Here is a 23,642-nt window from a genome sequence, read left to right on the forward strand (position 1 = left end):
AGCCTGAGCGGTTTATTATCGTCTGTAAGTTAGTTGTTAATGCCCGTTACTACCAGCCAGTTCATCACCATAACGCAGCTCCAGAAATGCTTTTAGTGCCAAGGTCACGAGAGCAAGGAGCGCCAGCAGTGAAGCGACAGCAAAGGCTGCAACGAAATTATACTCATTATAGAGGATTTCGACGTGCAGCGGCATCGTATTGGTAAGACCACGGATATGGCCCGACACCACGGAAACCGCGCCAAACTCGCCCATCGCCCGCGCATTACAGAGCAAAACTCCGTAGAGAAGCCCCCATTTTATGTTGGGCAAAGTCACATAACGGAAGGTCTGCCAGCCATTTGCCCCCAACGAAATTGCAGCTTCTTCATCACCGCTTCCCTGTTCCTGCATGAGCGGAATGAGTTCACGCGCCACAAATGGGAATGTCACAAAGAGCGTTGCCAACACAATACCGGGCACCGCAAAGAGTATCTGGATATTATGGCTCGATAGCCATGGTCCAAGCAGTCCATGGCTTGCGAACAGCAACACAAAAACAAGACCGGAAATAACCGGCGATATCGAAAATGGCAGGTCAATCAAGGTTGTCAGAACGGCTTTGCCTTTGAACTCGAACTTGGCAATTGCCCATGCAGCGGCGACACCAAATACCAGATTGACGGGCACGGATATTGCCGCAACCAACAAGGTCAACCTGATCGCTGCCCAGGCGTCCGGCTCAACAAGTGCTGTAAGATACTCTTCCGTTCCCTTACGAAAGGCTTCGACAAAAACTGCGATTACCGGAAGAATGAGGAAGAGCGCCAGAAACACCAGCGCTATACCAATCAAAAGGAGCCGCGTCGGCAGGCTTTCCGTCACAGCGCTGCGCATCGAAGTTGTCATGTCATTCGCCATGGCCATACTTCTTTCTCGTCCAGGACTGGATCAGATTGATAAACAGCAACATGGCAAAGGAAAGTGCCAGCATCACGGTCGCAAGTGCGGTTGCACCGGCATAGTCATATTCTTCAAGCCTGATGACGATCAGTAAGGGCGCGATTTCCGATACATAAGGTGTGTTACCCGCAATGAAGATAACCGAGCCATATTCGCCAACTCCGCGTGCGAAAGCCAGTGCAAAGCCTGTGAGAATAGCAGGTTGCAGACTTGGCAGAAGCACCCGCCAGATTGTCTGGAAACGCGATGCGCCAAGTGTTGCTGCAGCTTCCTCAACTTCGCGGCTGATTTCTTCCATAATGGGCTGCACAGTGCGCACCACGAATGGCAAGCCGATGAAGATGAGTGCGACGACGATGCCAGCACGCGAGAAAGCGATCCGAATATTAAACGGAGCCAACAAGCTGCCGATCCAGCCATTGGGCGCATAGATCGAGGCCAGTGCGATACCGGCAACAGCCGTTGGAAGTGCAAACGGAATATCGACGATTGCGTCAATGAACCGACGCCCCGGAAAGCGATAGCGCACCAATACCCAGGCCAAGATCACGCCAAACACAACATTGACAAGTGCTGCAATGAAGGCTGTGCCAAAGCTCGTTTCAAGCGCTTTTATGGTGCGTTCGTCAGTGACGATACGCCAAAACCCCGACAGGCCGACATCGGTTGAGCGCAGCACGAGAGCCGCAAGCGGAATAAGAATAAGAAGGGTCAAGTAGGCGACACTAAAACCGAGTGTCAGTCCGAAACCCGGAATGACACTCGGTTTTCTGAAATGCCACCCTGCTCTGACCGGTGCAGGGCGCGAAGACATCAATATTTGTTCCCTTTTATTGATCTTGCGTGTGACTGCGTCCTAGTGGGTCGAAATTAAACCACCAGCCGGATTATTTTGCGGGCTTGTATATCTGGTCGAATGTTCCACCATCGCCAAAGTGATAAGGCTGCGCCTTGGCCCATCCGCCAAAGATTGGATCATCGATCGTCACGAGCTGCAATTGTGGAAACTCGCGCTTCTGGTCAGCAGGTACGACGTCCGGCTTGGATGGACGGTAGAAATGCTTGGATGCAAGCGCCTGACCTTCCGGCGAATAGAGATATTCGAGATAGGCCTCGGCAACTTTGCGGGTGCCATTTTCATCGGCATTCTTGTCGACCAGCGCCACTGGTGGTTCTGCGAGGATGGATTGCGGTGGAACCACGATGTCAAAAGCATCTTCACCGAATTCAGCGATCGAAAGATAGGCCTCGTTTTCCCAAGCCAACAACACATCGCCAAGCTGGCGCTGCACAAAGGTCGTTGTCGAACCGCGTGCACCGGTATCAAGCACAGGCACGTGGCGGAACAATTCGCCGATATAATCCTTTATCTTAGCTTCATCGCCGCCATACTCCTTATAAGCCCACGCCCAAGCCGCCAGATAATTCCAGCGTGCACCGCCCGAGGTTTTCGGATTGGGGGTAATGACCTCGACACCGTCCTTTACCAGATCACCCCAATCCTTGATGGCCTTGGGATTGCCCTTGCGAACGAGGAAAACGATCGTGGAGGTATAGGGGGAGGAATTGTCCGGAAGACGTTTGCGCCAATCCTTGTCGATTTTCCCGGAATGTTCGACAATCGCGTCGATATCGCTTTCCAGAGCAAGCGTCACGACATCAGCCTTAACGCCGTCAATGACCGAGCGTGCCTGTTTGCCCGATCCACCATGGGAAACGCGGATGGTCAGATTTTCGCCTGTCTGATCCTTCCAGTGTTTGGCAAAGGCCGCGTTGTAATCCTTGTACAGCTCACGCGTCGGATCATAGGACACATTCAGCAACGTCTGATCGGCATGGCTTGCCTGAATAGTTCCTGCCAGTGACGCCGTTGCCACAAAAGCTGCAAGCGTTAATGAGAATCTCGATATGTTGTTCGACATGTTCAGGGCCACCTCTCCGCGTTTCATTCATCAAACAGTATCAGAGGTCTGAGCTCACAGGATGCCACAAGGTTTCTCTTATTTGAAAGCAGTTCGGAAATTATGAGCAATCCTAATGGATTGTGAGGAATAAATTTCTACCTCCCTCCTCCAATACCTGGAAGGAAGGTAAGAATTATCAATGTTAAGATAGAAGAGATGCCGGTTCTAAAATTGGCAGTTCCCCGGAAAAGGTGGGACCCGGATTGGGATTGCGGGGGCAAATTTAGTCCGGGTCCCGGCCGATCTAACGACCAGCAGAGCTAAAACGGATAAAGATGGATTAGGTTCCCGTACAAAATTGAAATTTTAAGACTTTTTTCTGCTACGCATTGCCAAACTGCTTGCGGCGAACAGAGTTTGATATTTGCAAAGACAACTATTGCCATATTAAGGCGCATCCCGAAAAGTGTGAAACGGTTTTCGGACAAAGATGCGCGTTAAAACAGATAATTAGAGCACCGATCTGATCCAATCAGATCGAAACGCGCTCTAAGGCGTGAGGATAGCACCGACAGGCCAGATAACAGGTCGGGCGAAGGAGAAGTCGTTATGCAAAAAGGCCTATACAATACAGGTATCGCAACCGTCATGACAGTTCTCACGGCAAGCCCGGTTCTGGCGCAATCAATCAGCCGGGATTCCATTATTCGCATCGACTACGTCTGCGAACGCGGCGTTGTCGTGCCGGTCACCTACATTCATGCAGGCGAGGAACCAGCTTTCGCGGTCCTCGACGCTGAAGGCAAGATGGTCGCGCTGCAATGGCACGACGCTCTCAAAAAATATGTCGCCATGGATGAGCAAGACAGCTATCGCTGGGCTGAAAAAGACGGCAAAGCTATCTTAAGCCACCTCGAAGCCGACGATTCAGCCAAAGAGGCGACAATTCTCTCGTCCTGTCGCGCTGACGATAGTGAACAATAAAGCATTTCCGGTAAAAGCGGGAACCGGTTTTGCGTTCGGAAATGCGTAAAAATAAATAATCAGAGCGTTTCGAACGGTTCAGTTTTAACGAAACCGCTCCAATGATCAGGGGACGAGATAGTGCTTGTCCCACTGATCCTGCGGAACTTCATCACCAATATCATAGTCGAATGATACGACGTTGATGTGCTCGTCATCCGTCTTGCAAACGAAAGCGAGCTTATACCAATGCTCGCGGCTGCGAAACGCAGCACCTTCAGCCTGAATGCTGTTCTTTCCCGCTACTGGATCAGAAAAAGCATAAGCCAGAACCTTGTCGACCGAAAACTTTCTCTCGTCCCGGCTGATCCGCTCCATCGCCTCGACATCGCAGCGCTGTTCAAGACGCGTTGCAGGATCGAGCTTTTCAAGCTGAGCCTTTTCGAGCGCTGTCATAGCCATGGACGGCGCACTCACAGAAACGACGACCGACATAGTAATGAACGACAAAAGGCGAGCGACGAATGAATTCGGGATCAGAGCAGATAAAAATTTCATGAGATTTCGGGCAACTCGCTTCGCAAGAGATTTAAGAAAGAGGTTAGAGCATCCAGTTGAGATTGAATCGTTAGAACTGCTCTATCTATTTTTTTGCATTATTCGACACAAAACCGCTTCGCACTTTTGTTGGAAATTCTTTAATAACACACTCTTTGCGTCAGCTTGTCGACCATCACGGCAATTTTATCGGCCTTCATCCCCACAAGATCGCCCCGCGCTGTCAGGAAACATTCTCTTCAAACAAGGTGCGATCACGGCCCGCTTCTTTAGCAGCATAAAGTACCTTGTCGGCACGTTCCACAACTTGCCAGAGGTCATCCTGGTTTCGAAGCCTGACAACACCAAAGCTGCATGTAACGTTTGCGCCACTTGAGAGACGCGAAAATTCGCGTGCCTTGACGCTTTCCCGTATCTTCTCGACCAAGGCGAATGCGGCATCTGACGGCATGTCATTGAGATAAAGAATAAACTCCTCGCCGCCGGTACGTGCCGTCAAATCACCGCTCCCTAAATGCGACTGGAGAACATCGGCAAACTCTTTCAACACAACGTCGCCCGTTGCGTGACCATAAACATCGTTGATCGTTTTGAAGTAATCGATGTCACAGGCCACAACCCAACCCGAAACATTGCTGCGCCCCATAGCCAACATGCGCGTTTCCAGCCCACGTCGGTTGAGAAGCCCTGTGAGGGGATCGCTATCGCGCTCATTAACCAGCTCATTGAATCGATCAGCACTTGCTGCTGCAAACAACACCAGACCAGCAATGACCGCTGCAACGGCTGTCGAAAAAACTGTCCATTGCCAGAAAGGCGTGAAGGCAAAATCGACCGGCGTATCTTCACTGACAATGGAATGCGCAGTCAGCAGTGTGCGTGGAAAAAATTGCACCGCCACCAGAACCAGCATGCCCAGTATGAGCTTGTCAGCAGGAGAACCATGAACGAGGCCGCGCAGATACCAGACAATACCCAGAATCACACATGCAAGCCCGAGATTGAGAACATACACCCGGCCAAGCAGGCTTGGATGGGGATACAGAAAATAGATAACGCCACCCAGGATGAGCGTAAGACTTGCAGCGCAGAACCAGAGCGGCAAACTGAGGCCTGATCGGCGTAGAATCCCATGCCCGCCTGCCAAAGCACCAAGCACGTAGACTGTGGCCGTCAACATCGTGTTCTGACCATCATCAGCGGGTATATCGACAAGCTGAGCAAGCATGGCCAAGCCAATGCAGAGAAAGCACAACGCGCACCACAAAAGATAGCGACGCAGTTGATCTGCAGCCCAGACAATGACGAAGGCCAGTGAAAACAGGAGCAGAACGGCTGGCAGTACATAGAGCATTTAATTATTATCTTATTTCAACTGTTGGAGAGTCTTATCGCCTTCCTTCATTAAAAACACAATTCAGTAAATTAGAATGGCCATCGAAACGCAGACTGTTCCGATGAAACGCTCTTGATTTCAAGTATCCGCCCGTGCTTGAAACCTGCAAACGCAATCGGCACTCTAGCTGTATGACCACTAGGCATTGAATAAGCGGTCAAACGGCAATTTGCCGCGAAAGGAAGAGATATGAAGCCCGTTTTCCTGCAACTGCAATGCACGCCTGGCAAGACTTATGAAGTTGCGGACACGCTCTTTCAGCGTGAGATCGTTTCGGAACTCTATTCGACGAGCGGCGAATATGACCTTCTCGCCAAAATCTATGTCGCTGAAGGTGACGATATCGGCAAGTTCATCAATGAAAACGTGCTGAACATTCCAAACATCGTGCGTTCGCTGACCACCCTCACATTTACCGCGTTTTAGAGCACGTTTGACTTGGCCGAATCCGATACACGCGTCTCGAGGTTGTAAATAGCCGAGCAGTAAAGATTTGATTCACCATTAGTCTATTATCCTGATCACTCAGGGAACCTCCCTGTGTCCTTGCGCATTGACTCTGTGATAGCCCGCCCAAATGGGCTTCACGAAAGATTAGATCGAAAGCGACACTGGAAAGAAGATGGATAATCTTGAACATAGGCGAGTACTGGTCGTAGAGGACGAAATTTTCGTCGCCCTCGACGTGGCCGCCACTGTAGAAGATGCCAACGGAACGGTTGTCGGTCCCGTGGGTACCGTAAGGCAGGCCATAGATATTATAAGTAAACAGGATGTCGACGCAGCTATTCTCGACGTCAACTTGGCTGATGGCGATCTGGAACCCATTCTTGACAGGCTGAAAAGCCGGAACATCTTCGTAGTCATTCACACAGGCGGTGGATTGCCTGCGCATCTCGCGGCTCGCTATCCGGAAATGCCCGTTTTCCAGAAACCTGTTCCACCTTACGTGCTGACAAGAGCGTTGGCCTCAGCACTTACACCCAACATGGCTCAAGGCGTCTGATGCGTCAAAGCTTCCCCGATTTTGCAACCGTGTTGAAAGAAGTTGAAGCGGATCGCGACAGCGATGATCAGTTACTGCGACCAACTGTTAATCTCGCGTCTGCAGTGTTTTCTGCCGGGTTCAATCCTGTTTCAAACGGGTCTTACACGACAGAAAGTATTGTTCCTCAATTTGATCTTCAAGACGTTGATAATGATCGGGACAAGCTTGAACGCGAAATGTGTGACCTGGCAAAGCGAATGGAAATCCAGTCGCAAGCATCCATTAGCAAGGAACTCAATCTGCGGCCTGAGATGAAACGGGCAGAACTTCAACGTCTGCGCCGCCTGTTCGCTGCGCAAAATCACCCTGACCGGTTGCCACAAGAGTTTCGCCTTGCCGCAGAACAACGCATGAAGACAGCCAATGCGCTGCTTGATAGCGCCATGGTAACGGCTGGAAGTTAAAGCTTCTCGTTTTCCGCCTATCTCATCCAGAATCCACGTCGCCGGTTTTGGGGTGCGCAGCCAATCAAAGAAATTTCGTTACGTTTGAGACGCTAAATCTTTTGCATTATATCAATACTATGCTAGATTGTTGTTGTCGGTGTCTGCGATTGCTATTGCACGCCTGAACTTTTCCGCTGAACGCAATGTCCTTAAAGGATCGCGCCCGGTGCAAGCGCTGGGGCAATTTGCGCTTTGCTCTGCGGGAATGGTTCTGCCATACCGGCATCACAGGTTAGCGCATCCCGAAAAATGTGAAGCAGTTTTCGGATAAGATGTGCATCACAAAGTAGAATAGAGCGCATTTCGACCCTATTTAAGGGGCGAGGTTCACTCTGAGATAGTCCTAAAAGGTTTGAAAATGCCTCCTTATCGTTCGCGTACTACCACCCACGGCCGCAATATGGCTGGCGCGCGCGGCCTATGGCGCGCCACCGGCATGAAGGATGAGGATTTTGGCAAGCCAATTATTGCTGTGGTGAACTCGTTCACCCAGTTCGTGCCAGGCCATGTGCACTTGAAAGACCTCGGCCAGCTCGTCGCGCGTGAAATCGAAGCGGCTGGCGGCGTTGCCAAGGAATTCAACACCATTGCGGTCGATGACGGCATCGCGATGGGCCATGACGGCATGCTCTATTCGCTGCCATCGCGCGAGCTCATCTCCGACTCAGTTGAATATATGGTCAATGCTCATTGCGCCGACGCGATGGTCTGCATTTCCAACTGCGACAAGATCACTCCCGGCATGCTGATGGCGGCACTGCGCCTCAATATCCCGGTCGTGTTCGTTTCCGGTGGCCCAATGGAAGCCGGCAAGGTCGTCTGGGACGACAAGGTCAAGAAACTCGACCTCGTGGATGCGATGGTTGCAGCCGCCGATGACAGTTACACCGACGATCAGGTCAAGCAGATCGAGCGCTCCGCTTGTCCGACCTGTGGCTCGTGTTCAGGCATGTTCACAGCAAACTCGATGAACTGCCTCACCGAAGCCCTCGGCCTCTCGTTGCCCGGCAATGGCTCGACGCTCGCAACCCATGCTGACCGCAAGCGCCTGTTTGTGGAAGCTGGTCATCTGATTGTCGATCTCGCTCGCCGTTATTATGAGCAGGACGATGAAAACGTACTGCCACGTTCGATTGCAAGCTTCCCGGCCTTTGAAAACGCCATGACGCTCGACATCGCCATGGGTGGCTCAACCAACACGGTTCTGCATCTGCTGGCTGCTGCACAGGAAGCCGAAATCGACTTCACGATGGCTGATATCGACCGTTTGTCGCGCCGCGTGCCGGTGCTCTGCAAGGTCGCACCCGCCAACAATACCGTTCACATGGAAGACGTGCATCGCGCAGGCGGCATCATGGGCATTCTCGGTCAGCTCGACAAAGCGGGCCTGATCAATACTGCGCTCCCGACCGTGCACAGCGAAACCATGGCAAAGGCGCTCGACCACTGGGACGTCACGCGCACAAAGAGCGAAATGGTGCACAAGTTCTATTCCGCCGCTCCCGGCGGTGTGCCGACACAGGTCGCCTTCTCACAGGATCGCCGCTTTGACAGCGTCGATGCCGACCGCGAAACAGGCGTTATCCGTTCCAAGGAACATGCTTTCAGTCAGGACGGCGGTCTGGCCGTGCTTTATGGCAATCTGGCCGAAGATGGCTGCATCGTGAAAACGGCAGGCGTGGACGATTCCATCCTGAAATTCTCCGGTCCTGCGCGTATCTTTGAAAGTCAGGACACGTCCGTCCTTGCAATTCTGAACGGCAAGATCAAGGCTGGTGACATTGTGCTGATCCGCTATGAAGGTCCGCGCGGCGGTCCGGGTATGCAGGAAATGCTCTATCCAACCAGCTATCTGAAGTCGAAGGGTCTGGGTAAGGCTTGCGCGCTGATCACCGATGGACGTTTCTCGGGTGGCTCTTCGGGCCTTTCGATTGGTCACGTTTCGCCGGAAGCAGCTGAAGGTGGCACGATCGGTCTGGTACGCGAAGGCGATATCATCGATATCGACATCCCGAACCGCAAGATCCATCTGGCAGTTGATGATGCGACGCTGGCCGAACGCCGCGCCGAGCAGGAAGCAACTGGCTGGAAGCCGCTGGAAGAACGCAAGCGCAAGGTTTCGACCGCGCTGAAAGCCTATGCCTCCATGGCAACCAGTGCTGCCAAGGGCGCGGTGCGGAAGTTGCCGGATTGATCGGAGAGATTATTTAAGGCGGCGCGAGCCGCCTTTTTCATTGCAACCTTGAGTAACTCCCACGTTATACCATCGATCGGAGAATCACTTGATGGTGAGGGGTATAATTAGTGGTGCGAGAAAATTTTAAATCCAATAAGGCGCTTTTGTGCGCAGTATTCCTTATACCTTTTATAATGGGCGCTATGTCGTTTTATCTGGACGGCATACTTGGTCTGGGCGGAAATTTTCGGGAACTGACCGTCATCGCCCCCGCTATTGTAGTTCTCATGGCATCGCTTCAGGCACTTAATTCCGATGCACTGATTAACGGCCACACACTTCCCTCTCGGGGGCTCCTGTTCGTCGGCGCTTTGCTGCTTCCCCTCACGCAGCTAGTTTATCTGTTACGCACACGCAAACCGTTGCGCGCCATCTGGCTGCTCATCCTGTTCTGGATAACATTGTCTCTGTCGCTCTTCGCGGGCGCAATCGCCTGTTTGATCGTCGTCCTGATTGTGAATCAATTCTGACGTCTCAACATCCAAACCAGACATGGCAATATCCCTGTTATCGGTTGCCAAGCGCGCCAGTCACCACTGGCATCAGATCGTTCTTCACCGAATCCGGCGTAAACGGCCCGACATGCTTGTAGATAATCTTGCCATCTGGGCCGACGAGAAAAGTTTCGGGCACGCCATAGACGCCCCATTCAATGGCTGAGCGTCCGGCACGGTCGGCTCCTACTGCAGCGAATGGATTGCCGAGATCGCCCAGAAAGCGGCGCGCGTTTTCCGGCTGGTCCTTGTAATTGAGGCCGACCACGCGGATGCGTTCATCCTTGGCGATTTCCATCAGCAATGGATGTTCCTGACGGCAAGGTACACACCACGACCCCCAAACATTGACCAGTGTGAGCTTACCGATAAAATCTTCGCTGTTGAGACCCGGCACAGGCGCACCATCGCGCAGCAAGCCTTCAACGGCTGGCAGATTTGTTTGCGGTGCCTGCTTGCCGATCAGGGCGGAGGGGATGGTCGTATTATCCTTGCCTGATAGGAGTTGCACGGCAAAGATTGCGGCCAACCCGACAAAGATCAGTAGCGGCAGCAGCGCCACCCATGTGCGCGATTTTTTGGCCGCATCGGTTTTCTGCACCGTCTCGGTCATTGCGCTGAACCTTTAGCCGAACGGCGACGCACGCCCTGCGCCTCGAGCCGTTTCAGCTCATTCTTCAGCATACGCTGATCGATCAATATCCAGCCAATGGTGATGGCAAGTGCTCCTGCGGCAATGCCATAGGACGTTACAACAAAAGCCATGTGGCTCATTGAACTGCCTCCCCTTGGGTCTCGGTACGTTCTCTTTTCATGCGGCTGCGGTCGGCATTGCGAGCCGCGAGCTTTTTCATCATGGCCACGCGACGGCGCCAGATTTCATTGCGCATCGCCATCATGTGCAGCGTGAGAAACAGCAGCGTGAAGCCAATCGCCATCACAAAAAGCGGACGCAGCATGGAGCCATCAATGGTCGGGCCGTCCATGCGGAAAACAGAGGCTGGCTGGTGCAAAGTGTTCCACCAATCGACCGAGAATTTGATGATAGGGATATTGATGAAGCCAACCAGCGTCAGAACCGCAACAGACTTGGCGCTCTTGGTGGGATCATCCACGGCGCGCGACAAAGCGATAATGCCGAGATACATGAGAAACAGCACGAAAACGGAAGTCAGCCGTGCATCCCACACCCACCACGTTCCCCACATCGGCTTGCCCCAGAGCGAACCTGTGGCCAGCGCCAAAGCAGTGAACACTGCACCCAAGGGTGCGGCTGCGCGAATAGAAACATCGGCCAGCGGATGACGCCAGACCAATGTACCCAGCGATGAAATAGCCATAATTGAGTAACACATCATGGAAAGCCATGCGAAAGGCACATGAATATACATGATACGGACTGTAATGCCCTGCTGGTAATCCTCTGGCGACAGGAAAACCATATATAGCCCGACGGCTAGAAACAGGGCAGACAGAAGCCCAAGCCATGGCAAGACCCTGCCCGTAAAGGCCAGGAAGCGTGTGGGATTTGCCAGATCAAGCCAGCTTGTGGTTTTCGCGATGTCTTTCGTCATGCGCTATACTTAACCTCCCCCCGTATGCCGTTCAATTGACCGTAATCAACTGCGTCAATCCGCCAAACACTATAAGTTTGGAAAACCGGCTCCCGCTTTTCGGGATCACATTATATTTGAGCATTATCCTACGCAAAACCGCTTCACACTTTTGCTGGAAATGCTTTAGTCCGCCGAACTTTTTAATGAAGCTGCTGCAGCCAGCGGACCCAAAACCGCGAAAAACAAAGTGAGTGCACACAGAATAAGGAATGGTGCAAAAAAGGGGGCCACGGCATCAGTCGCGCCATAAGACGCAGATACGCCAAAAATCAGCACCGGAATGGTCAATGGCAGTACGATGACAGAAACCAGCAAACCACCGCGCGGCAAGGCTACGGCCAATGCCGCACCCACCGCTCCTATAAAGGCAATCGCCGGGGTGCCGACCAGAAGTGTGAGTGCGGTTGCAGCAGTCGCCGTTGCATCCATGTTCATGAACAGCCCTAACATCGGCGATGCGATCACCAGCGGCAATACGCTTGCCACCCAATGGGCCAGACATTTCACAAAAACGGTAAATGCCAGCATATGCCGATCAGCGCCGATCAACAGCAGATCAAGTGAGCCATCCTCGCGATCTGCCTGAAACAGCCGGTCCAGTCCGAGCAATGTTGCCAGCAACGCACCGATCCACAGCATGGCTGGGCCGATGCGCGACAGGAGATTGAGATCAGGACCGACGCCGAACGGCATCACCGAGATCACAGCGAGGAAGAACAAAATTCCAATCAGCGCCCCGCCTCCGGCACGGAAACTGAGGCGCATATCTCGGATAAAAAGCGCCAGCATCACACGCCCTCAAGCGAATAGTCGGCCATATCGAGCGACTTGACGCCAATGTTTCTTTCGAACGCAGTTTCAGACGCGAAACCAGCTTCTGAAATGGTGTCTAAGCCCAACGGGATATGCGTGGCGGCAATAACCAGTCCGCCGTCTTGCATATGTCCACGCATGAGTCCTGCAAAGCGCGCCTCTGATGCTTTGTCGAGCCCAGCAGTCGGCTCATCGACAATCCACAACGGGCGATGACTGACCAGCAGCTTGGCAATTGAAACGCGCCGCTTCTGTCCCGTGGAAAGATAACCGAAAGGCAAATGCTCGACGCCAGGCAAATCAACTGCCTCAAGCGCCTCGTCAATACCAAGGCGTGGCTCGCCATTGAACTTTTGCCAGAACAACAGATTCTCGCGCACACTCAAGGCAGGTTTCATGGCATTCTGATGGCCGAGATAGTGGCAAGCCGCGCGAACAGGAAGCGCGGTTCCTTCATCAAACAACGTAACCGTACCTTCTTCCAACGCAAGAAGACCGCATATGATTCGGAGCATTGTTGATTTGCCAGAGCCGTTCGGACCTGTGACCACCAGCGCTTCGCCGGAAGACAATTCGAAGGAAAGGGCAGAGAAGATCGTCTCGCCGCCGCGCTCACCCGCCAGATTTTCGGCCTCAAGCCGCATTTTCTCTCCTTAGAGCGCCAGGCGCTCTGCAAGGCGCACAAAGGGTCGCTCTAACAGTTAAACTTGCTGCATATTTTTATCTTAAACTGATTCAAGTTTAAGAAATTATGCAATAAGCGCGTCCAGCTCGGGCTAAACACGAGGATCGCAACATTTCGCCGCAAGGGAGCAAATTCACGATATTCTGTCTGGAATCGTTTTAGGAAACTCTCTATATGAGGGCTACCATGCCAGCGGTCGGTGTGGAAACGAATTTTGGCCGATCTCAAAGACTTGGGGCCCGTGAGGGCACAGGTTTCGGGACGGACAGCGGAAATGACTGCACCCGCACCTTTAGCGCGTCCTTGAAACGCAGCAGAGGCGTTCGTCCTGGTTTTCCGGCCAGTAGCATGAAGGACGAACGCAGTGTCACACATTGACAGCTTTAAATGCCGCAAAACCCTTACCGTCGCCGGTAAGGAATATGTTTATTACAGCCTGACCGAAGCCGAAAAGAACGGCCTCGAAGGCATCTCCAAGCTCCCGTTCTCCATGAAGGTTCTGCTCGAGAACCTGCTCCGCTTCGAAGATGACCGCTCTGTCAAGAAGTCGGACATCGAAGCCGTTGCCAAGTGGCTGAATGATCGTGGCTCGGCAGGCGCGGAAATCGCCTACCGCCCGGCACGCGTACTCATGCAGGACTTCACCGGCGTTCCCGCCGTTGTCGATCTGGCAGCCATGCGCGACGGCCTGAAGAACCTCGGCGGCGATCCGGAAAAGATCAACCCGCTGGTTCCGGTTGACCTCGTCATCGACCACTCAGTCATCGTCGATGAATTTGGTAATCCGCAGGCTTTCAAGGCCAATGTGGACCTCGAATATCAGCGCAATGGCGAACGTTACCGCTTCCTCAAGTGGGGGCAGCAGGCGTTCAAGAACTTCCGCGTTGTTCCTCCGGGCACAGGCATCTGCCATCAGGTGAACCTCGAATATCTGGCACAGGCCGTATGGACCAAGGAAGAAGACGGCGTGACCGTTGCCTATCCTGACACCTGCGTCGGCACCGACAGCCACACCACAATGGTCAACGGCCTTGGCGTTCTGGGCTGGGGTGTTGGCGGTATTGAAGCTGAAGCTTCGATGCTGGGTCAGCCTGTTTCCATGCTGCTGCCGGAAGTTATCGGCTTCCGCCTGACCGGCAAGGTCAAAGAAGGCGTGACCGCAACCGATCTCGTGCTCACCGTCACCCAGATGCTGCGCAAAAAAGGCGTGGTTGGTAAGTTCGTTGAGTTCTTTGGTCCGGGTCTCGACAATATGACCCTTGCCGATCGCGCAACCATTGCAAACATGGGCCCTGAATATGGCGCGACCTGTGGTTTCTTCCCGATCGACAAAGAAACGCTGAACTACATGAACACGACCGGTCGCGAAGAAGACCGCATCGCGCTCGTTGAGGCTTATTCGCGTGCACAGGGCATGTGGCGTGAAGCAGACAGTCCTGATCCGGTATTCACGGATATTATCGAACTGGATATGAGTGAAGTCGTTCCGTCGATGGCTGGTCCAAAACGGCCAGAAGGGCGTATTGCGCTGGAAAACATCGGATCGGGCTTCGCAACCTCACTTGAAACCGAATACAAGAAGACCACCGGCCAGACTGCGCGTTACGCTGTTGAAGGTGAAGATTTCGATCTCGGTCATGGCGATGTGGCAATTGCCGCAATCACCTCCTGCACCAACACCTCCAACCCAAGCGTGCTGATTGCTGCTGGTCTTCTGGCCCGCAACGCAGTTGCCAAGGGCCTCAAGACCAAGCCTTGGGTCAAGACCTCGCTTGCTCCCGGCTCTCAGGTGGTTGCCGCTTACCTTGAATCCGCTGGACTCCAGAAGGATTTGGATGCGCTTGGCTTCAACCTCGTCGGCTTCGGCTGCACGACTTGCATCGGCAATTCCGGTCCGCTGCCTGCACCGATCTCCAAGACGATCAACGAAAAGGGCCTGATCGCGGCTGCCGTTCTGTCCGGCAACCGTAACTTCGAAGGCCGCGTTTCGCCGGACGTGCAAGCAAACTACCTTGCTTCGCCGCCGCTCGTCGTTGCTCACGCTCTTGCCGGTACGGTCACCAAAGACCTGACCAAGGAGCCGCTTGGTGAAGATCAGGACGGCAACCCGGTATTCCTGCGCGATATCTGGCCTTCGTCAGCTGAAATCCAGGAATTCATCGCCAAGAACGTTACCCGCAAAATCTTCTCCGAGAAGTATGCGGACGTGTTCAAGGGCGACGAAAACTGGCAGGCCGTTCAGGTTCCTGCTGGCCAGACCTATGCGTGGGATGACAACTCGACCTATGTGCAGAACCCACCTTACTTCGTGGGCATGGGCAAGTCGGCTGGTCAGATCGGCGATGTCAAGGGTGCACGCATCCTCGGCCTCTTCGGCGACAAGATCACCACAGACCACATCTCGCCTGCGGGTTCGATCAAGGCACAGTCGCCTGCCGGCAAGTACCTCATCGACCATGGCGTCGGCATTGCTGACTTCAACCAGTACGGCACACGTCGCGGCAACCACGAAGTGATGATGCGCGGCACCTTCGCCAACATCCGTATTCGCAACCATATGCTGGGCGAAAACGGTCGTGAAGGCGGCTACACCATCCATTACCCGTCGAAGGAAGAAACCTCGATCTACGACGCGGCCATGGAGTACAAGGCAGAAGGTGTGCCGCTCGTCGTCTTCGCGGGCGTCGAATATGGCAATGGTTCGTCGCGTGACTGGGCTGCAAAGGGCACCAACCTGCTCGGCGTCAAGGCCGTGATCGCGCAGTCGTTCGAGCGTATCCACCGCTCCAACCTCGTTGGCATGGGCATTGTGCCTTTCGTCTTCGAAGAAGGCACGAGCTGGCAGACGCTGGGTCTGAAGGGTGACGAAATCGTCTCCATCGAAGGCCTTGCCGATGTGCGCCCACGTCAGAAGGTCGACGCTTCGATCACCTATGCCGATGGAACAGTGAAGAAGGTTCCGCTCATCTGCCGTATCGATACGTTGGACGAGCTCGACTACATGAAGAACGGCGGCATTCTGCAGACCGTTTTGCGCGATCTCGCTGCTTAATCAGCGATGCGCTTCAAACTAAAAGCCGCCGGAGCAATTCGGCGGCTTTTTCTATCTTATTGGCTTGAACGGATCATTTCGCGGATTTTGACGGCCTTTTCGAAATGATCGAGAGTGTGGATCTTTATCCACCACTCAGCGGCTTCCATAAGAAGCTCTGGCTCCGTGTTTTTGTTGGCGAAGAATGCATAGAACGAAATGCCGACCGTATCGCCCTTCTTCGCAATCTTCTCATCGCAGATGGCAATGCCCTTTTCTCTCAAACTCGGTCTCATTCTCAATCTGCCTATTATTAAAGCGCGACGCTGCACATATACCCAAAGAGCCAACTGCCGCTTATGGGAGACATATCTTAGAGCGTGTCGCGCTTAATCGCACCCATAGCGCTCGCTCTAGATTCTTTTAATTGTCGCATGTTCGCGGGAGCTCAAATGGATCCATTTGAGCGCGACATGCTTTAGTGAGGTAAAAGAAACACACTGTATGCAAATCTCACTGCAACGTGAATTCCTATTGATCGCCGTAGTTCCTACATAATAGATGTCAGCGTCAATTATTGTAGGATGAACCCAAAGTGACCTTCCATTACCCCTTCCATGGGACACATACATGGCTTTCCGGCGACTATGTTCCCGGCTTGCGCGGTGTTTGTGCTGCATTGGGGCTGGCGTTCACCGGTTGCCTATCAATGCAGGGCGTAGCGAAAGCTCAGGATAGCAGCACGCGAACATCTGTTCTCGAACTCTATACCAGCCAAGGCTGTAAATCCTGTCCGCAGGCTGACAAGAATTTGGCGAAATATGCCGACGACGCCAATGTCCTGGCTCTATCGTTCCACGTTAATTACTGGGATTACATGGGCTGGCGTGACACGCTCGCCTCACAGGACAATACAGACCGCCAGAACGCCTATCGCAATTCTTTCAATGCCAAGATGGTCTATACGCCTCAGGCGGTCGTCAATGGCTCATCGGAAATGAATGGTGGCGATGCTGAGATCGTGAAGCAACATCTCGATGCGAGCAAGCTCAACGTACCTGTTTCGATCAAAAAGCTGGATGATGGGCGCTTGTCGATTGAGATTGCGGCCGGCGAAAAACCAAAGAAACCCGTGCATGTCGTTATGTTCTACCTGCGCGATTCGGTTACCATTCCGATCGACAAAGGTGAGAACGCCGGACAGTCCGTTACCTATCGTAATACGGTGTCGGACATCAATACGATTGGCATGTGGGATGGCCAGGCTTTGAAAATCGAGCTGCCAGCTTCCGAGCTGACCCGGAAGGATGTGACCGGCTGCGCTGTGGTTTTGCAGCAAAGCAACAGTGACAAAGCGCTCGGTCCAATTCTGGGTGCCGCAATATTCAAGCAGAAAGTTCCGCTCGGGCTTTAGGAGCCGTTTCGGAAGCGATCCTTAAACACAGCAACATCTAAGCCCGTTATGGCTGATACTTTATCATTTGCGGGAATGTTGCATCTGTCTGAGTGGCTAGAGCGCCATGCGCCTTCTTGGGCGCACAAAGATCGCTCTAACACTCTATATTTACAGCATAATTTTACCTTAAACTGATTCAAGTTTAAGGAATTATGCTGTAGGCCAATGAAGGTTGGTTCGGCTCGGGCAGTCCTTTGGGCGGGGGGCTTGGGGTCGGACATACCCGAACCGAACCGTCTCAGGCAACATGGTGATGCTGACGTCATAATCAGGCCGGAATGCGAAGTTGACAAGGCCAAAATGTGGCTGGCGATCACCATTGAGAACAGCTTTTCTCTTTTCGTGAACAGCTAATATACAACAAATTGGGGGTCCGTTTTTGTCGATCAGCTCATAGAAAGCCGACCGTATCAGCGCTTGATCTTGCAATCATTTTACAAAAGCATCACCTTACCGTCATGAGCTGATTTGATCGGAGCTCCTGCATTCCCTTTACGATCACCTTGACATTCCTCACACTCATGGCACTCCTGACGGTGAAAGGAAGAAAATGGATATACCAAGCGCTGCGAATGAAGATAAGTCTTCGCATTCGCCCTCTCATCCATCGGCGACGCCAAAAATTGTCCCTTTAGCGCAATCACGTCCGCCTGCTCCCACCGTAAGCTTTGACAGACACGAACTTGGTAAAATCCTGAACATTTATGGACGCATGGTCGCCACAGGTGCGTGGCGCGACTATGCGATTGACCATCTGGCCGATAGGGCAGTGTTCTCGATCTTCCGACGAGCAAGCGAGGTTCCACTGTTTCGCGTGGAGAAAAATCCCAAGCTAGCACAGAAGCAGGGTGCTTATTCGGTCATCGCTGCAAGTGGCCTCATCATGAAGCGCGGACACGAGCTCGAACGCGTGCTTCGTGTCTTCGATAAAAACCTCAAGCTGGTCGATAATTGATCAGCTAAGAGGAACCTTACCCGGATCAACTGTGCAGCCGCCGTTGAGCGACAATTGCATGAGAACAGTATCGAGCCAGCGTCCATGCTTGAAGCCCGAACCCTGAATACGTCCGCTATGGATAAAGCCGAGGCTCTCATGCAGCTTCACCGATCCGATATTGTGCTCGCCATCACCAATCACGGCCAGAAGCTGTCTGAAGCCTAAGGCGGTCGCGCGCTTAATAAGCTCGCCAAGCAGCAGCTTACCGATACCCTTCCCTTTCGCATCCGGGGCGATATAGATCGAGTCTTCTGCAAGCCAGCGATAGGCAGGCCGGGTACGGAAATAGCTGATATAGGCATAACCCAGCACCAGCCCATTTTCTTGCGCAACAAGAATTGGAAAGCCTTGCTCGGCAAACACGTCGAAGCGAGTTTTCATAGCTTCGACAGTGGGCGCTTCGATCTCATAAGAACCAGAACCGTTCAACACTGCCTCGGTGTAGATCGCAGTAATGGCATCAATATCGGTGGGCTGAAAATCGCGGATATGGGGCATGTCTTAAGCCAGAGGTCAGATTCAGATTACTCCTTCAACATGCCTTGAAGACGCTCAATTGAAAAGCAAAAAGGGCAGCGTTTCCGCTGCCCTTGTGCGTAATTCAATTCCAGATCTATTAGTCACGGTTACCCATGAACTGCAGCAGGAACATGAACATGTTGATGAAGTCGAGATACAGACGCAGCGCGCCCATAACGATCTTGCGGCCCTGCGTGTCTGAAGCATCGCCTTCGTAGTACATTTCCTTGATCGACTGCGTGTCGTAGGCAGTGAGGCCTGCGAAGATCAGAACGCCGATCACCGAGATTGCAAACTGCAGCGCGGTGGAGCCAAGGAAGATGTTGACGACAGAGGCGATGATCAGGCCGAACAGGCCCATCATCAGGAACGAGCCCATTGCGGAAAGATCACGCTTGGTCGTGTAACCGTAAAGCGAGAGCGCTCCGAAGGAAGCAGCCGTTACGAAGAAGGTGCGCACGACGCTCTGTCCGGTATAGACCAGGAAGATCGACGACAGCGACAGACCAACGAGGGCTGCATAGCCCCAGAATACGGCGTTAGCGGTCGAAACCGACAGACGTTCGATACGGAAGCTCAGGAAAAATACTGCTGCGAGCGGTGCAAGCATGACCACCCAGCGCAGAGGAGACGTGTAAAGCGCTGCACCAAGTGCAGTAAGCATCTTGCCGTTTGCCATCTGCGCGACAGCGGCAGACGGGTCGTTGGTCACTGCCAGAGATGCGACGGCGAATGCAGCAAGGCCGGTAACGGCCAAGCCGATAGCCATCATGTTGTAGACACCCAGCATGTAGCTGCGCAGTCCCTGATCAATGCTTGCATCAGCGCGAGCGCCGCCTACCGGCCTCTGCTGCGCCTGAATATTGCGAAAGTCAGCCATGACTTAAATCCTCTTGCCTTGTCCCGTCCGGTGTCGGGGCTTGGCTCATTTCGAGCCGCTCCCAGGCGCCGCTGGCGGGACCCCAGCATGCCTGCGTTTATTATGGGCATTTCAGAGCTTACGTACAAGTACTACCTGTAAAAAATCGTGATAAGGCAGCTTGAAAACTCAAACGCATTCTCCATGCTATCCAATCATTTAGCCGGTATTTAGCCCAATTATGATCCAAACATTACAAATGGTTCATATGGTTCGCAGCACGGTTGCAGGTTTCTGACCCAACACTCGCCATGTTCCAGCAAGGCCGAAACCAACGGTGAGGACCAGTGCAACCGCGACTGTCATCAGAGCCACATCCGGTAGGAACTGCGCTTTAAGCTTCATCACCTCCACCACAACATACCAACCGGCCGCACTTCCTGCGACCAGTGCAAACACCGCCGTTGCAAGCCCGAGCAGCATGTATTCGACAATATAAGCGGCAATGAGCGTGCCACGCGTGGCACCCAGCGTTTTAAGCACAACGGCATCGTGAACGCGGGCTCGATTGCCCGCAGCCAAGGCCCCGCCAAGCACAAGCACTGAGGCCGCAAGCGCAATCGATGCAGCCGCACGGATTGCCGTAGCAAGCTGACTGATCAGATCATTGGCAACATCAAGCGCATCCGTCACGCTGACAGTGGTGACCGCTGGCCAGGTTTTCGTAACCTGTCGCAGCACATCAGGCGCAAGGTTCTTCTGACCATCAGGAATGGTCAAGGTTGCAAGCCAAGTGGCGGGGGCCCCGGCAAAGGTATTGGGCGAAAACACCATGACGAAATTCATCGCCAGCGTTTCCCATTGCAACTGCCGGAAACTTGCAATTTTTGCATTGATGTTGCGACCAAGCACATTAACCGTGACGGTATCACCCAGCTTCAGGCCAAGCTCCTTGCCTTCGCGTTCTGCAAAAGACACGAGTGGCTCGCCGCTATAATCTGTTGGCCACCAAGCCCCCTCTGTGAGGGTTGAATTTTCAGGAACCTTGTCGGCAAAGGTGATGCCACGATCGCCCCGCAATACCCAAGCAGCTTCCGGCGGAATGGTCATATCGCGTACATTCGTGCCGTTAAAGGCCACAATACGTCCACGCAGCATGGGACCGGAGGTAAGCTTGCCGTCGGGCACGATGCCGCTCACAAGCTTGGTGAAGTCACCGATGTCGTTGTTCTGGATATCGACAAAGAAGAAATCCGGTGCCTGAGCAGGAATGTTCTCCGTCACCTGACGGCGTAGATTGCCGTCGATCAGTGCAATCGCCACCATGAGTGTAAGACCGAGGCCGAGCGACAAAACCACCGAAGGAGTCAGCGCGCCTGGACGATGAATATTGCCGACCGCAAGGCGAACGGCCGTTGAACGCATGCGCGGTGCACGGCGGGCAAGCCAGCGGATAGCGTCAGCCACCAGTCGCAAAACACCGAAGGCTGCAATCGACGAAACGATAAAGATAGCCGCGATCCGGCGGTCATAGGCGACGTAAAGCGCCAGCCCCGCCAAGGCCGCAATCAGCAAAACAGCAAGGCTGAGATAAAGGAATGGTGGGAAGCCACGTTGCTCAAAACCCTGTTCGCGGAAAAGTGCTGTCGCCGGAATATTGCGCGCGCGGCCCAGCGGTATGATTGCAAAGGCCAGAGTCGTGATGAGGCCGAAAACTGCAGCAAGTGCTAACGCATCCGGGAAGAAGCCACCTCCACCTGCGACGGGAAGATAATTGGCGAGCGCTGCCGCCGCCGCAAAGGGCATGATCGTCGCCAGAACCAGTCCTATTGCAATGCCGATGAGACCGATCACCATGATCTGTACCAGATAGACCAGCACGGCAAAGCGCGCAGGCGCACCCAATGATTTGAAGGTCGCTATCACACCGCGCTTGCCGTCGAGATAGGCACGAACGGCATTGGCAACCCCGACACCACCAACGATGAGGGCGGTCAGTCCGACCAGTGTGAGAAACTGTGAGAAGCGCTCGATATTGGCGCTCAGCGCCGGTGCGGCGTTGGCGCGCGAACGGATATTCCAGCCTGCATCCGGAAAATCGGTACCTGCCCGCTCACGCAATTGCGCGATTGCTGAGTCCGGCGCGCCATCTGGCAATGCAACCTTGTAGATATGATCGACAAGGCTTCCAGGCTGGATCAGTCCTGAAGCACGTAAACCATCCATTGAGACCAGAAAGCGCGGCGCGAAATTAAATCCCGATGATAGGAGATCGGGTTCGCTTTCAATCAAAGCACGCAGTTCAAAGGTTTCGGAGCCGAGCAGCACTTTCGCACCAAGCGACAGGCCCATTCGATTGAGGAAATCCTGACTGACCGCAGCACCATAGGTCCCACCCTGCTCTTTGGTCATATCCGCAAGCGACTGCTGGGGCTGCACTTTCAGCTCACCATAGAGCGGATAGGCAGCATCCACCGCCTTAACCTCAACGAGCGACTGATCGGTGCCGTCCGGTATGCGCGCCATGGAGCGCATGGTGGCACTTTCCGCAAAGCGGCCCTGCTGTTCGATAAAGGCGCGCTCATTCGTGCTTGCCTCACGTTGATTAAGCGAAAAGCTCATATCACCGCCGAGAATGCTCTGACCTTCCGAAGCAATGCCTGTGCTAACAGAACGCGCGACGGAGTTCACACCGCCAATGGCTGCGACGCCCAGCGCGATACAGGCGAGAAAAATATAGAACCCGGATAAACCACCGCGCATTTCACGTAATGCAAAACGCAGCGCGAGTGAAAAAGACTTCGTAAATCTCATACGCCAGCCGCCGCTTTTTCGAAAACAACAGCATCCGCGGCGGACACCTCAATGCGTCCTGAACGCACTGGGATCTCATGGTCGCAGCGTGCAGCCAGAGACGGATCATGTGTGACCAGCACCATGGTCAAACCGTTTTCGCGCTGCTTGGAAAACAGCAAATCAGTAATCTGGCGACCCGTCGCCGTATCGAGATTACCTGTCGGTTCATCCGCAATCAGGATTTTGGGGCTTGGCGCAAGTGCACGGGCAATCGCCACGCGTTGCTGCTCACCACCAGAAAGCTCTGAAGGATAATGCGTGAGGCGCTCGCCAAGACCGACAGCAATAAGCTCTCGTTCGGCCACTTCAAATGCATCCTTGCGTCCGGCAAGTTCCAGAGGCACGGCAACATTTTCCAGCGCTGTCATATTGGGAATGAGGTGGAAGGACTGGAAGACGATCCCGATATTGGCGCCGCGGAATGCCGCGGCTTGATCCTCGGTCATCTTGCTGATTGTCTCGCCTGCAATCTTCACACTTCCGTTATCGACATGCTCAAGACCAGCCAGAACCATCAAAAGGGTAGACTTACCCGAACCCGATGGACCTACGATGCCGACGGACCGTCCCTGGGCAATTGAAAGTGAAACGCCCTTGAGGACATGGACCGATGAAGCTGCATGTCCAAGTGTGAGATGAACGTTCTCAAGTTCAATAATCGGGCCAAAAATCGGGGGAGTCACCTGTTCCGTCACGCGTTTTTCTTCCTATATGAATATTGAAGAGCCAAAGCGCGCCACAAAATTGAACTTGTTTTGCGCCAGAAATTGAAGAGAAGTCCGAGGAGAAGTTCTTCGGGTGATTTTCCTACCTTGTTGCTAGA

General features: G+C 53.4%; 24 protein-coding genes. 9 read left to right on the forward strand and 15 right to left on the reverse strand.

Features of this window, described 5'->3' with window-relative positions; genetic code table 11:
* Nucleotides 1-36 precede the first annotated feature (36 nt).
* The 3 genes from cysW to QBD00_RS04505 all read right to left on the reverse strand — a co-directional run bounded on the left by cysW (nt 37) and on the right by QBD00_RS04505 (nt 2,864).
* The gene (gene cysW, locus QBD00_RS04495; protein WP_318578757.1) at nt 37-900 is read right to left on the reverse strand and encodes a sulfate ABC transporter permease subunit CysW; all 864 of its coding nucleotides are present in this window, start codon (nt 898-900) and stop codon (nt 37-39) included.
* Nucleotides 890-1,756, reverse strand: coding sequence for a sulfate ABC transporter permease subunit CysT (cysT, locus tag QBD00_RS04500; RefSeq protein ID WP_095445872.1), 867 nt, complete (start codon nt 1,754-1,756; stop codon nt 890-892). The genes cysW and cysT overlap by 11 nt, the downstream gene beginning before the upstream one ends.
* Nucleotides 1,757-1,829: 73 nt before the next feature.
* Nucleotides 1,830-2,864 (reverse strand): sulfate ABC transporter substrate-binding protein, encoded by a 1,035-nt coding sequence (locus tag QBD00_RS04505; protein WP_095445871.1) that lies wholly within the window; start codon nt 2,862-2,864, stop codon nt 1,830-1,832.
* 591 nt (nt 2,865-3,455) lie between these two features.
* Here QBD00_RS04505 and QBD00_RS04510 point away from each other — a divergent pair.
* Nucleotides 3,456-3,830, forward strand: a complete 375-nt coding sequence (locus QBD00_RS04510; RefSeq protein ID WP_280523392.1) for a lysozyme inhibitor — start codon at nt 3,456-3,458, stop codon at nt 3,828-3,830.
* A 105-nt stretch (nt 3,831-3,935) separates the two neighbouring features.
* Here QBD00_RS04510 and QBD00_RS04515 read toward each other — a convergent pair whose 3' ends face one another.
* Nucleotides 3,936-4,367: a DUF930 domain-containing protein gene (locus QBD00_RS04515; protein WP_318578758.1), complete on the reverse strand. Its 432-nt coding sequence runs from the start codon at nt 4,365-4,367 to the stop codon at nt 3,936-3,938.
* A gap of 223 nt (nt 4,368-4,590) precedes the next feature.
* Nucleotides 4,591-5,721, reverse strand: coding sequence for a GGDEF domain-containing protein (locus tag QBD00_RS04520; RefSeq protein ID WP_318578759.1), 1,131 nt, complete (start codon nt 5,719-5,721; stop codon nt 4,591-4,593).
* 231 nt (nt 5,722-5,952) lie between these two features.
* On the opposite strand from QBD00_RS04520, the gene QBD00_RS04525 reads away from it, so the two are divergent.
* The 5 genes from QBD00_RS04525 (at nt 5,953) to QBD00_RS04545 (ending at nt 9,963) form a co-directional block, all read left to right on the forward strand.
* Nucleotides 5,953-6,189, forward strand: coding sequence for an Lrp/AsnC ligand binding domain-containing protein (locus QBD00_RS04525; RefSeq protein WP_024898218.1), 237 nt, complete (start codon nt 5,953-5,955; stop codon nt 6,187-6,189).
* A 196-nt stretch (nt 6,190-6,385) separates the two neighbouring features.
* Nucleotides 6,386-6,769: a response regulator gene (locus QBD00_RS04530; protein WP_318578760.1), complete on the forward strand. Its 384-nt coding sequence runs from the start codon at nt 6,386-6,388 to the stop codon at nt 6,767-6,769.
* Nucleotides 6,769-7,215, forward strand: coding sequence for a hypothetical protein (locus QBD00_RS04535; protein ID WP_095445867.1), 447 nt, complete (start codon nt 6,769-6,771; stop codon nt 7,213-7,215). Before QBD00_RS04530 ends, QBD00_RS04535 begins: the two co-directional genes overlap by 1 nt.
* Nucleotides 7,216-7,615: 400 nt before the next feature.
* The gene (gene ilvD / locus QBD00_RS04540) at nt 7,616-9,451 is read left to right on the forward strand and encodes a dihydroxy-acid dehydratase (protein ID WP_151095628.1); all 1,836 of its coding nucleotides are present in this window, start codon (nt 7,616-7,618) and stop codon (nt 9,449-9,451) included.
* Nucleotides 9,452-9,636: 185 nt separating this feature from the next.
* The gene (locus QBD00_RS04545; RefSeq protein WP_318578761.1) at nt 9,637-9,963 is read left to right on the forward strand and encodes a hypothetical protein; all 327 of its coding nucleotides are present in this window, start codon (nt 9,637-9,639) and stop codon (nt 9,961-9,963) included.
* 37 nt (nt 9,964-10,000) lie between these two features.
* On the opposite strand, the gene QBD00_RS04550 is transcribed toward QBD00_RS04545, so the two are convergent.
* The 5 genes from QBD00_RS04550 to ccmA all read right to left on the reverse strand — a co-directional run bounded on the left by QBD00_RS04550 (nt 10,001) and on the right by ccmA (nt 13,060).
* The gene (locus tag QBD00_RS04550) at nt 10,001-10,600 is read right to left on the reverse strand and encodes a DsbE family thiol:disulfide interchange protein (protein ID WP_318578762.1); all 600 of its coding nucleotides are present in this window, start codon (nt 10,598-10,600) and stop codon (nt 10,001-10,003) included.
* Nucleotides 10,597-10,761, reverse strand: a complete 165-nt coding sequence (gene ccmD / locus QBD00_RS04555; RefSeq protein ID WP_095445863.1) for a heme exporter protein CcmD — start codon at nt 10,759-10,761, stop codon at nt 10,597-10,599. The genes QBD00_RS04550 and ccmD overlap by 4 nt, the downstream gene beginning before the upstream one ends.
* On the reverse strand, nt 10,758-11,561 hold the full coding sequence (locus QBD00_RS04560; protein ID WP_264230521.1) for a heme ABC transporter permease: 804 nt from the start codon (nt 11,559-11,561) through the stop codon (nt 10,758-10,760). The genes ccmD and QBD00_RS04560 overlap by 4 nt, the downstream gene beginning before the upstream one ends.
* Nucleotides 11,562-11,726: 165 nt before the next feature.
* On the reverse strand, nt 11,727-12,392 hold the full coding sequence (gene ccmB / locus QBD00_RS04565) for a heme exporter protein CcmB (RefSeq protein WP_094578708.1): 666 nt from the start codon (nt 12,390-12,392) through the stop codon (nt 11,727-11,729).
* Nucleotides 12,392-13,060, reverse strand: a complete 669-nt coding sequence (ccmA, locus tag QBD00_RS04570; RefSeq protein ID WP_318578763.1) for a heme ABC exporter ATP-binding protein CcmA — start codon at nt 13,058-13,060, stop codon at nt 12,392-12,394. Before ccmA ends, ccmB begins: the two co-directional genes overlap by 1 nt.
* A gap of 405 nt (nt 13,061-13,465) precedes the next feature.
* On the opposite strand from ccmA, the gene acnA reads away from it, so the two are divergent.
* Nucleotides 13,466-16,153 (forward strand): aconitate hydratase AcnA, encoded by a 2,688-nt coding sequence (acnA, locus tag QBD00_RS04575; protein ID WP_095445860.1) that lies wholly within the window; start codon nt 13,466-13,468, stop codon nt 16,151-16,153.
* Nucleotides 16,154-16,209: 56 nt separating this feature from the next.
* On the opposite strand, the gene QBD00_RS04580 is transcribed toward acnA, so the two are convergent.
* A complete protein-coding gene (locus QBD00_RS04580; protein WP_318578764.1) occupies nt 16,210-16,428 on the reverse strand; it encodes a DUF6500 family protein in 219 nt (72 codons plus the stop codon).
* 383 nt (nt 16,429-16,811) lie between these two features.
* Here QBD00_RS04580 and QBD00_RS04585 point away from each other — a divergent pair, with 383 nt between their 5' ends.
* Entirely contained in the window at nt 16,812-17,546 is a 735-nt protein-coding gene (locus tag QBD00_RS04585) for a DUF1223 domain-containing protein (protein ID WP_095447823.1), read from the forward strand.
* Nucleotides 17,547-18,138: 592 nt separating this feature from the next.
* The gene (locus tag QBD00_RS04590) at nt 18,139-18,543 is read left to right on the forward strand and encodes a DUF2794 domain-containing protein (protein WP_095445857.1); all 405 of its coding nucleotides are present in this window, start codon (nt 18,139-18,141) and stop codon (nt 18,541-18,543) included.
* Here QBD00_RS04590 and QBD00_RS04595 read toward each other — a convergent pair whose 3' ends face one another.
* From QBD00_RS04595 to QBD00_RS04610, 4 genes are all read right to left on the reverse strand, one after another.
* Nucleotides 18,544-19,083: a GNAT family N-acetyltransferase gene (locus QBD00_RS04595; protein WP_318578765.1), complete on the reverse strand. Its 540-nt coding sequence runs from the start codon at nt 19,081-19,083 to the stop codon at nt 18,544-18,546.
* A 118-nt stretch (nt 19,084-19,201) separates the two neighbouring features.
* Nucleotides 19,202-19,984, reverse strand: coding sequence for a Bax inhibitor-1/YccA family protein (locus tag QBD00_RS04600; RefSeq protein ID WP_095445855.1), 783 nt, complete (start codon nt 19,982-19,984; stop codon nt 19,202-19,204).
* A 243-nt stretch (nt 19,985-20,227) separates the two neighbouring features.
* Nucleotides 20,228-22,777: an ABC transporter permease gene (locus tag QBD00_RS04605; RefSeq protein WP_318578766.1), complete on the reverse strand. Its 2,550-nt coding sequence runs from the start codon at nt 22,775-22,777 to the stop codon at nt 20,228-20,230.
* Nucleotides 22,774-23,502 (reverse strand): ABC transporter ATP-binding protein, encoded by a 729-nt coding sequence (locus QBD00_RS04610; protein ID WP_095447822.1) that lies wholly within the window; start codon nt 23,500-23,502, stop codon nt 22,774-22,776. The genes QBD00_RS04605 and QBD00_RS04610 overlap by 4 nt, the downstream gene beginning before the upstream one ends.
* Between the last annotated feature and the right edge of the window lie 140 nt (nt 23,503-23,642).

The organism is Ochrobactrum sp. AN78, assembly GCF_029909885.1.
In the GTDB taxonomy this organism is placed as follows: domain Bacteria; phylum Pseudomonadota; class Alphaproteobacteria; order Rhizobiales; family Rhizobiaceae; genus Brucella; species Brucella quorumnocens.

Excerpts from the sequence above, each read along its gene's own strand:
- cysW (WP_318578757.1), bottom strand. The coding sequence starts at position 900 with ATGGCGAATGACATGACAACTTCGATGCGCAGCGCTGTGACGGAAAGC.
- cysT (WP_095445872.1), bottom strand. The coding sequence starts at position 1,756 with ATGTCTTCGCGCCCTGCACCGGTCAGAGCAGGGTGGCATTTCAGAAAA.
- QBD00_RS04505 (WP_095445871.1), bottom strand. The coding sequence starts at position 2,864 with ATGTCGAACAACATATCGAGATTCTCATTAACGCTTGCAGCTTTTGTG.
- QBD00_RS04510 (WP_280523392.1), top strand. The coding sequence starts at position 3,456 with ATGCAAAAAGGCCTATACAATACAGGTATCGCAACCGTCATGACAGTT.
- QBD00_RS04515 (WP_318578758.1), bottom strand. The coding sequence starts at position 4,367 with ATGAAATTTTTATCTGCTCTGATCCCGAATTCATTCGTCGCTCGCCTT.
- QBD00_RS04520 (WP_318578759.1), bottom strand. The coding sequence starts at position 5,721 with ATGCTCTATGTACTGCCAGCCGTTCTGCTCCTGTTTTCACTGGCCTTC.
- QBD00_RS04525 (WP_024898218.1), top strand. The coding sequence starts at position 5,953 with ATGAAGCCCGTTTTCCTGCAACTGCAATGCACGCCTGGCAAGACTTAT.
- QBD00_RS04530 (WP_318578760.1), top strand. The coding sequence starts at position 6,386 with ATGGATAATCTTGAACATAGGCGAGTACTGGTCGTAGAGGACGAAATT.
- QBD00_RS04535 (WP_095445867.1), top strand. The coding sequence starts at position 6,769 with ATGCGTCAAAGCTTCCCCGATTTTGCAACCGTGTTGAAAGAAGTTGAA.
- ilvD (WP_151095628.1), top strand. The coding sequence starts at position 7,616 with ATGCCTCCTTATCGTTCGCGTACTACCACCCACGGCCGCAATATGGCT.
- QBD00_RS04545 (WP_318578761.1), top strand. The coding sequence starts at position 9,637 with ATGTCGTTTTATCTGGACGGCATACTTGGTCTGGGCGGAAATTTTCGG.
- QBD00_RS04550 (WP_318578762.1), bottom strand. The coding sequence starts at position 10,600 with ATGACCGAGACGGTGCAGAAAACCGATGCGGCCAAAAAATCGCGCACA.
- ccmD (WP_095445863.1), bottom strand. The coding sequence starts at position 10,761 with ATGAGCCACATGGCTTTTGTTGTAACGTCCTATGGCATTGCCGCAGGA.
- QBD00_RS04560 (WP_264230521.1), bottom strand. The coding sequence starts at position 11,561 with ATGACGAAAGACATCGCGAAAACCACAAGCTGGCTTGATCTGGCAAAT.
- ccmB (WP_094578708.1), bottom strand. The coding sequence starts at position 12,392 with ATGCTGGCGCTTTTTATCCGAGATATGCGCCTCAGTTTCCGTGCCGGA.
- ccmA (WP_318578763.1), bottom strand. The coding sequence starts at position 13,060 with ATGCGGCTTGAGGCCGAAAATCTGGCGGGTGAGCGCGGCGGCGAGACG.
- QBD00_RS04580 (WP_318578764.1), bottom strand. The coding sequence starts at position 16,428 with ATGAGACCGAGTTTGAGAGAAAAGGGCATTGCCATCTGCGATGAGAAG.
- QBD00_RS04590 (WP_095445857.1), top strand. The coding sequence starts at position 18,139 with ATGGATATACCAAGCGCTGCGAATGAAGATAAGTCTTCGCATTCGCCC.
- QBD00_RS04595 (WP_318578765.1), bottom strand. The coding sequence starts at position 19,083 with ATGCCCCATATCCGCGATTTTCAGCCCACCGATATTGATGCCATTACT.
- QBD00_RS04600 (WP_095445855.1), bottom strand. The coding sequence starts at position 19,984 with ATGGCTGACTTTCGCAATATTCAGGCGCAGCAGAGGCCGGTAGGCGGC.
- QBD00_RS04605 (WP_318578766.1), bottom strand. The coding sequence starts at position 22,777 with ATGAGATTTACGAAGTCTTTTTCACTCGCGCTGCGTTTTGCATTACGT.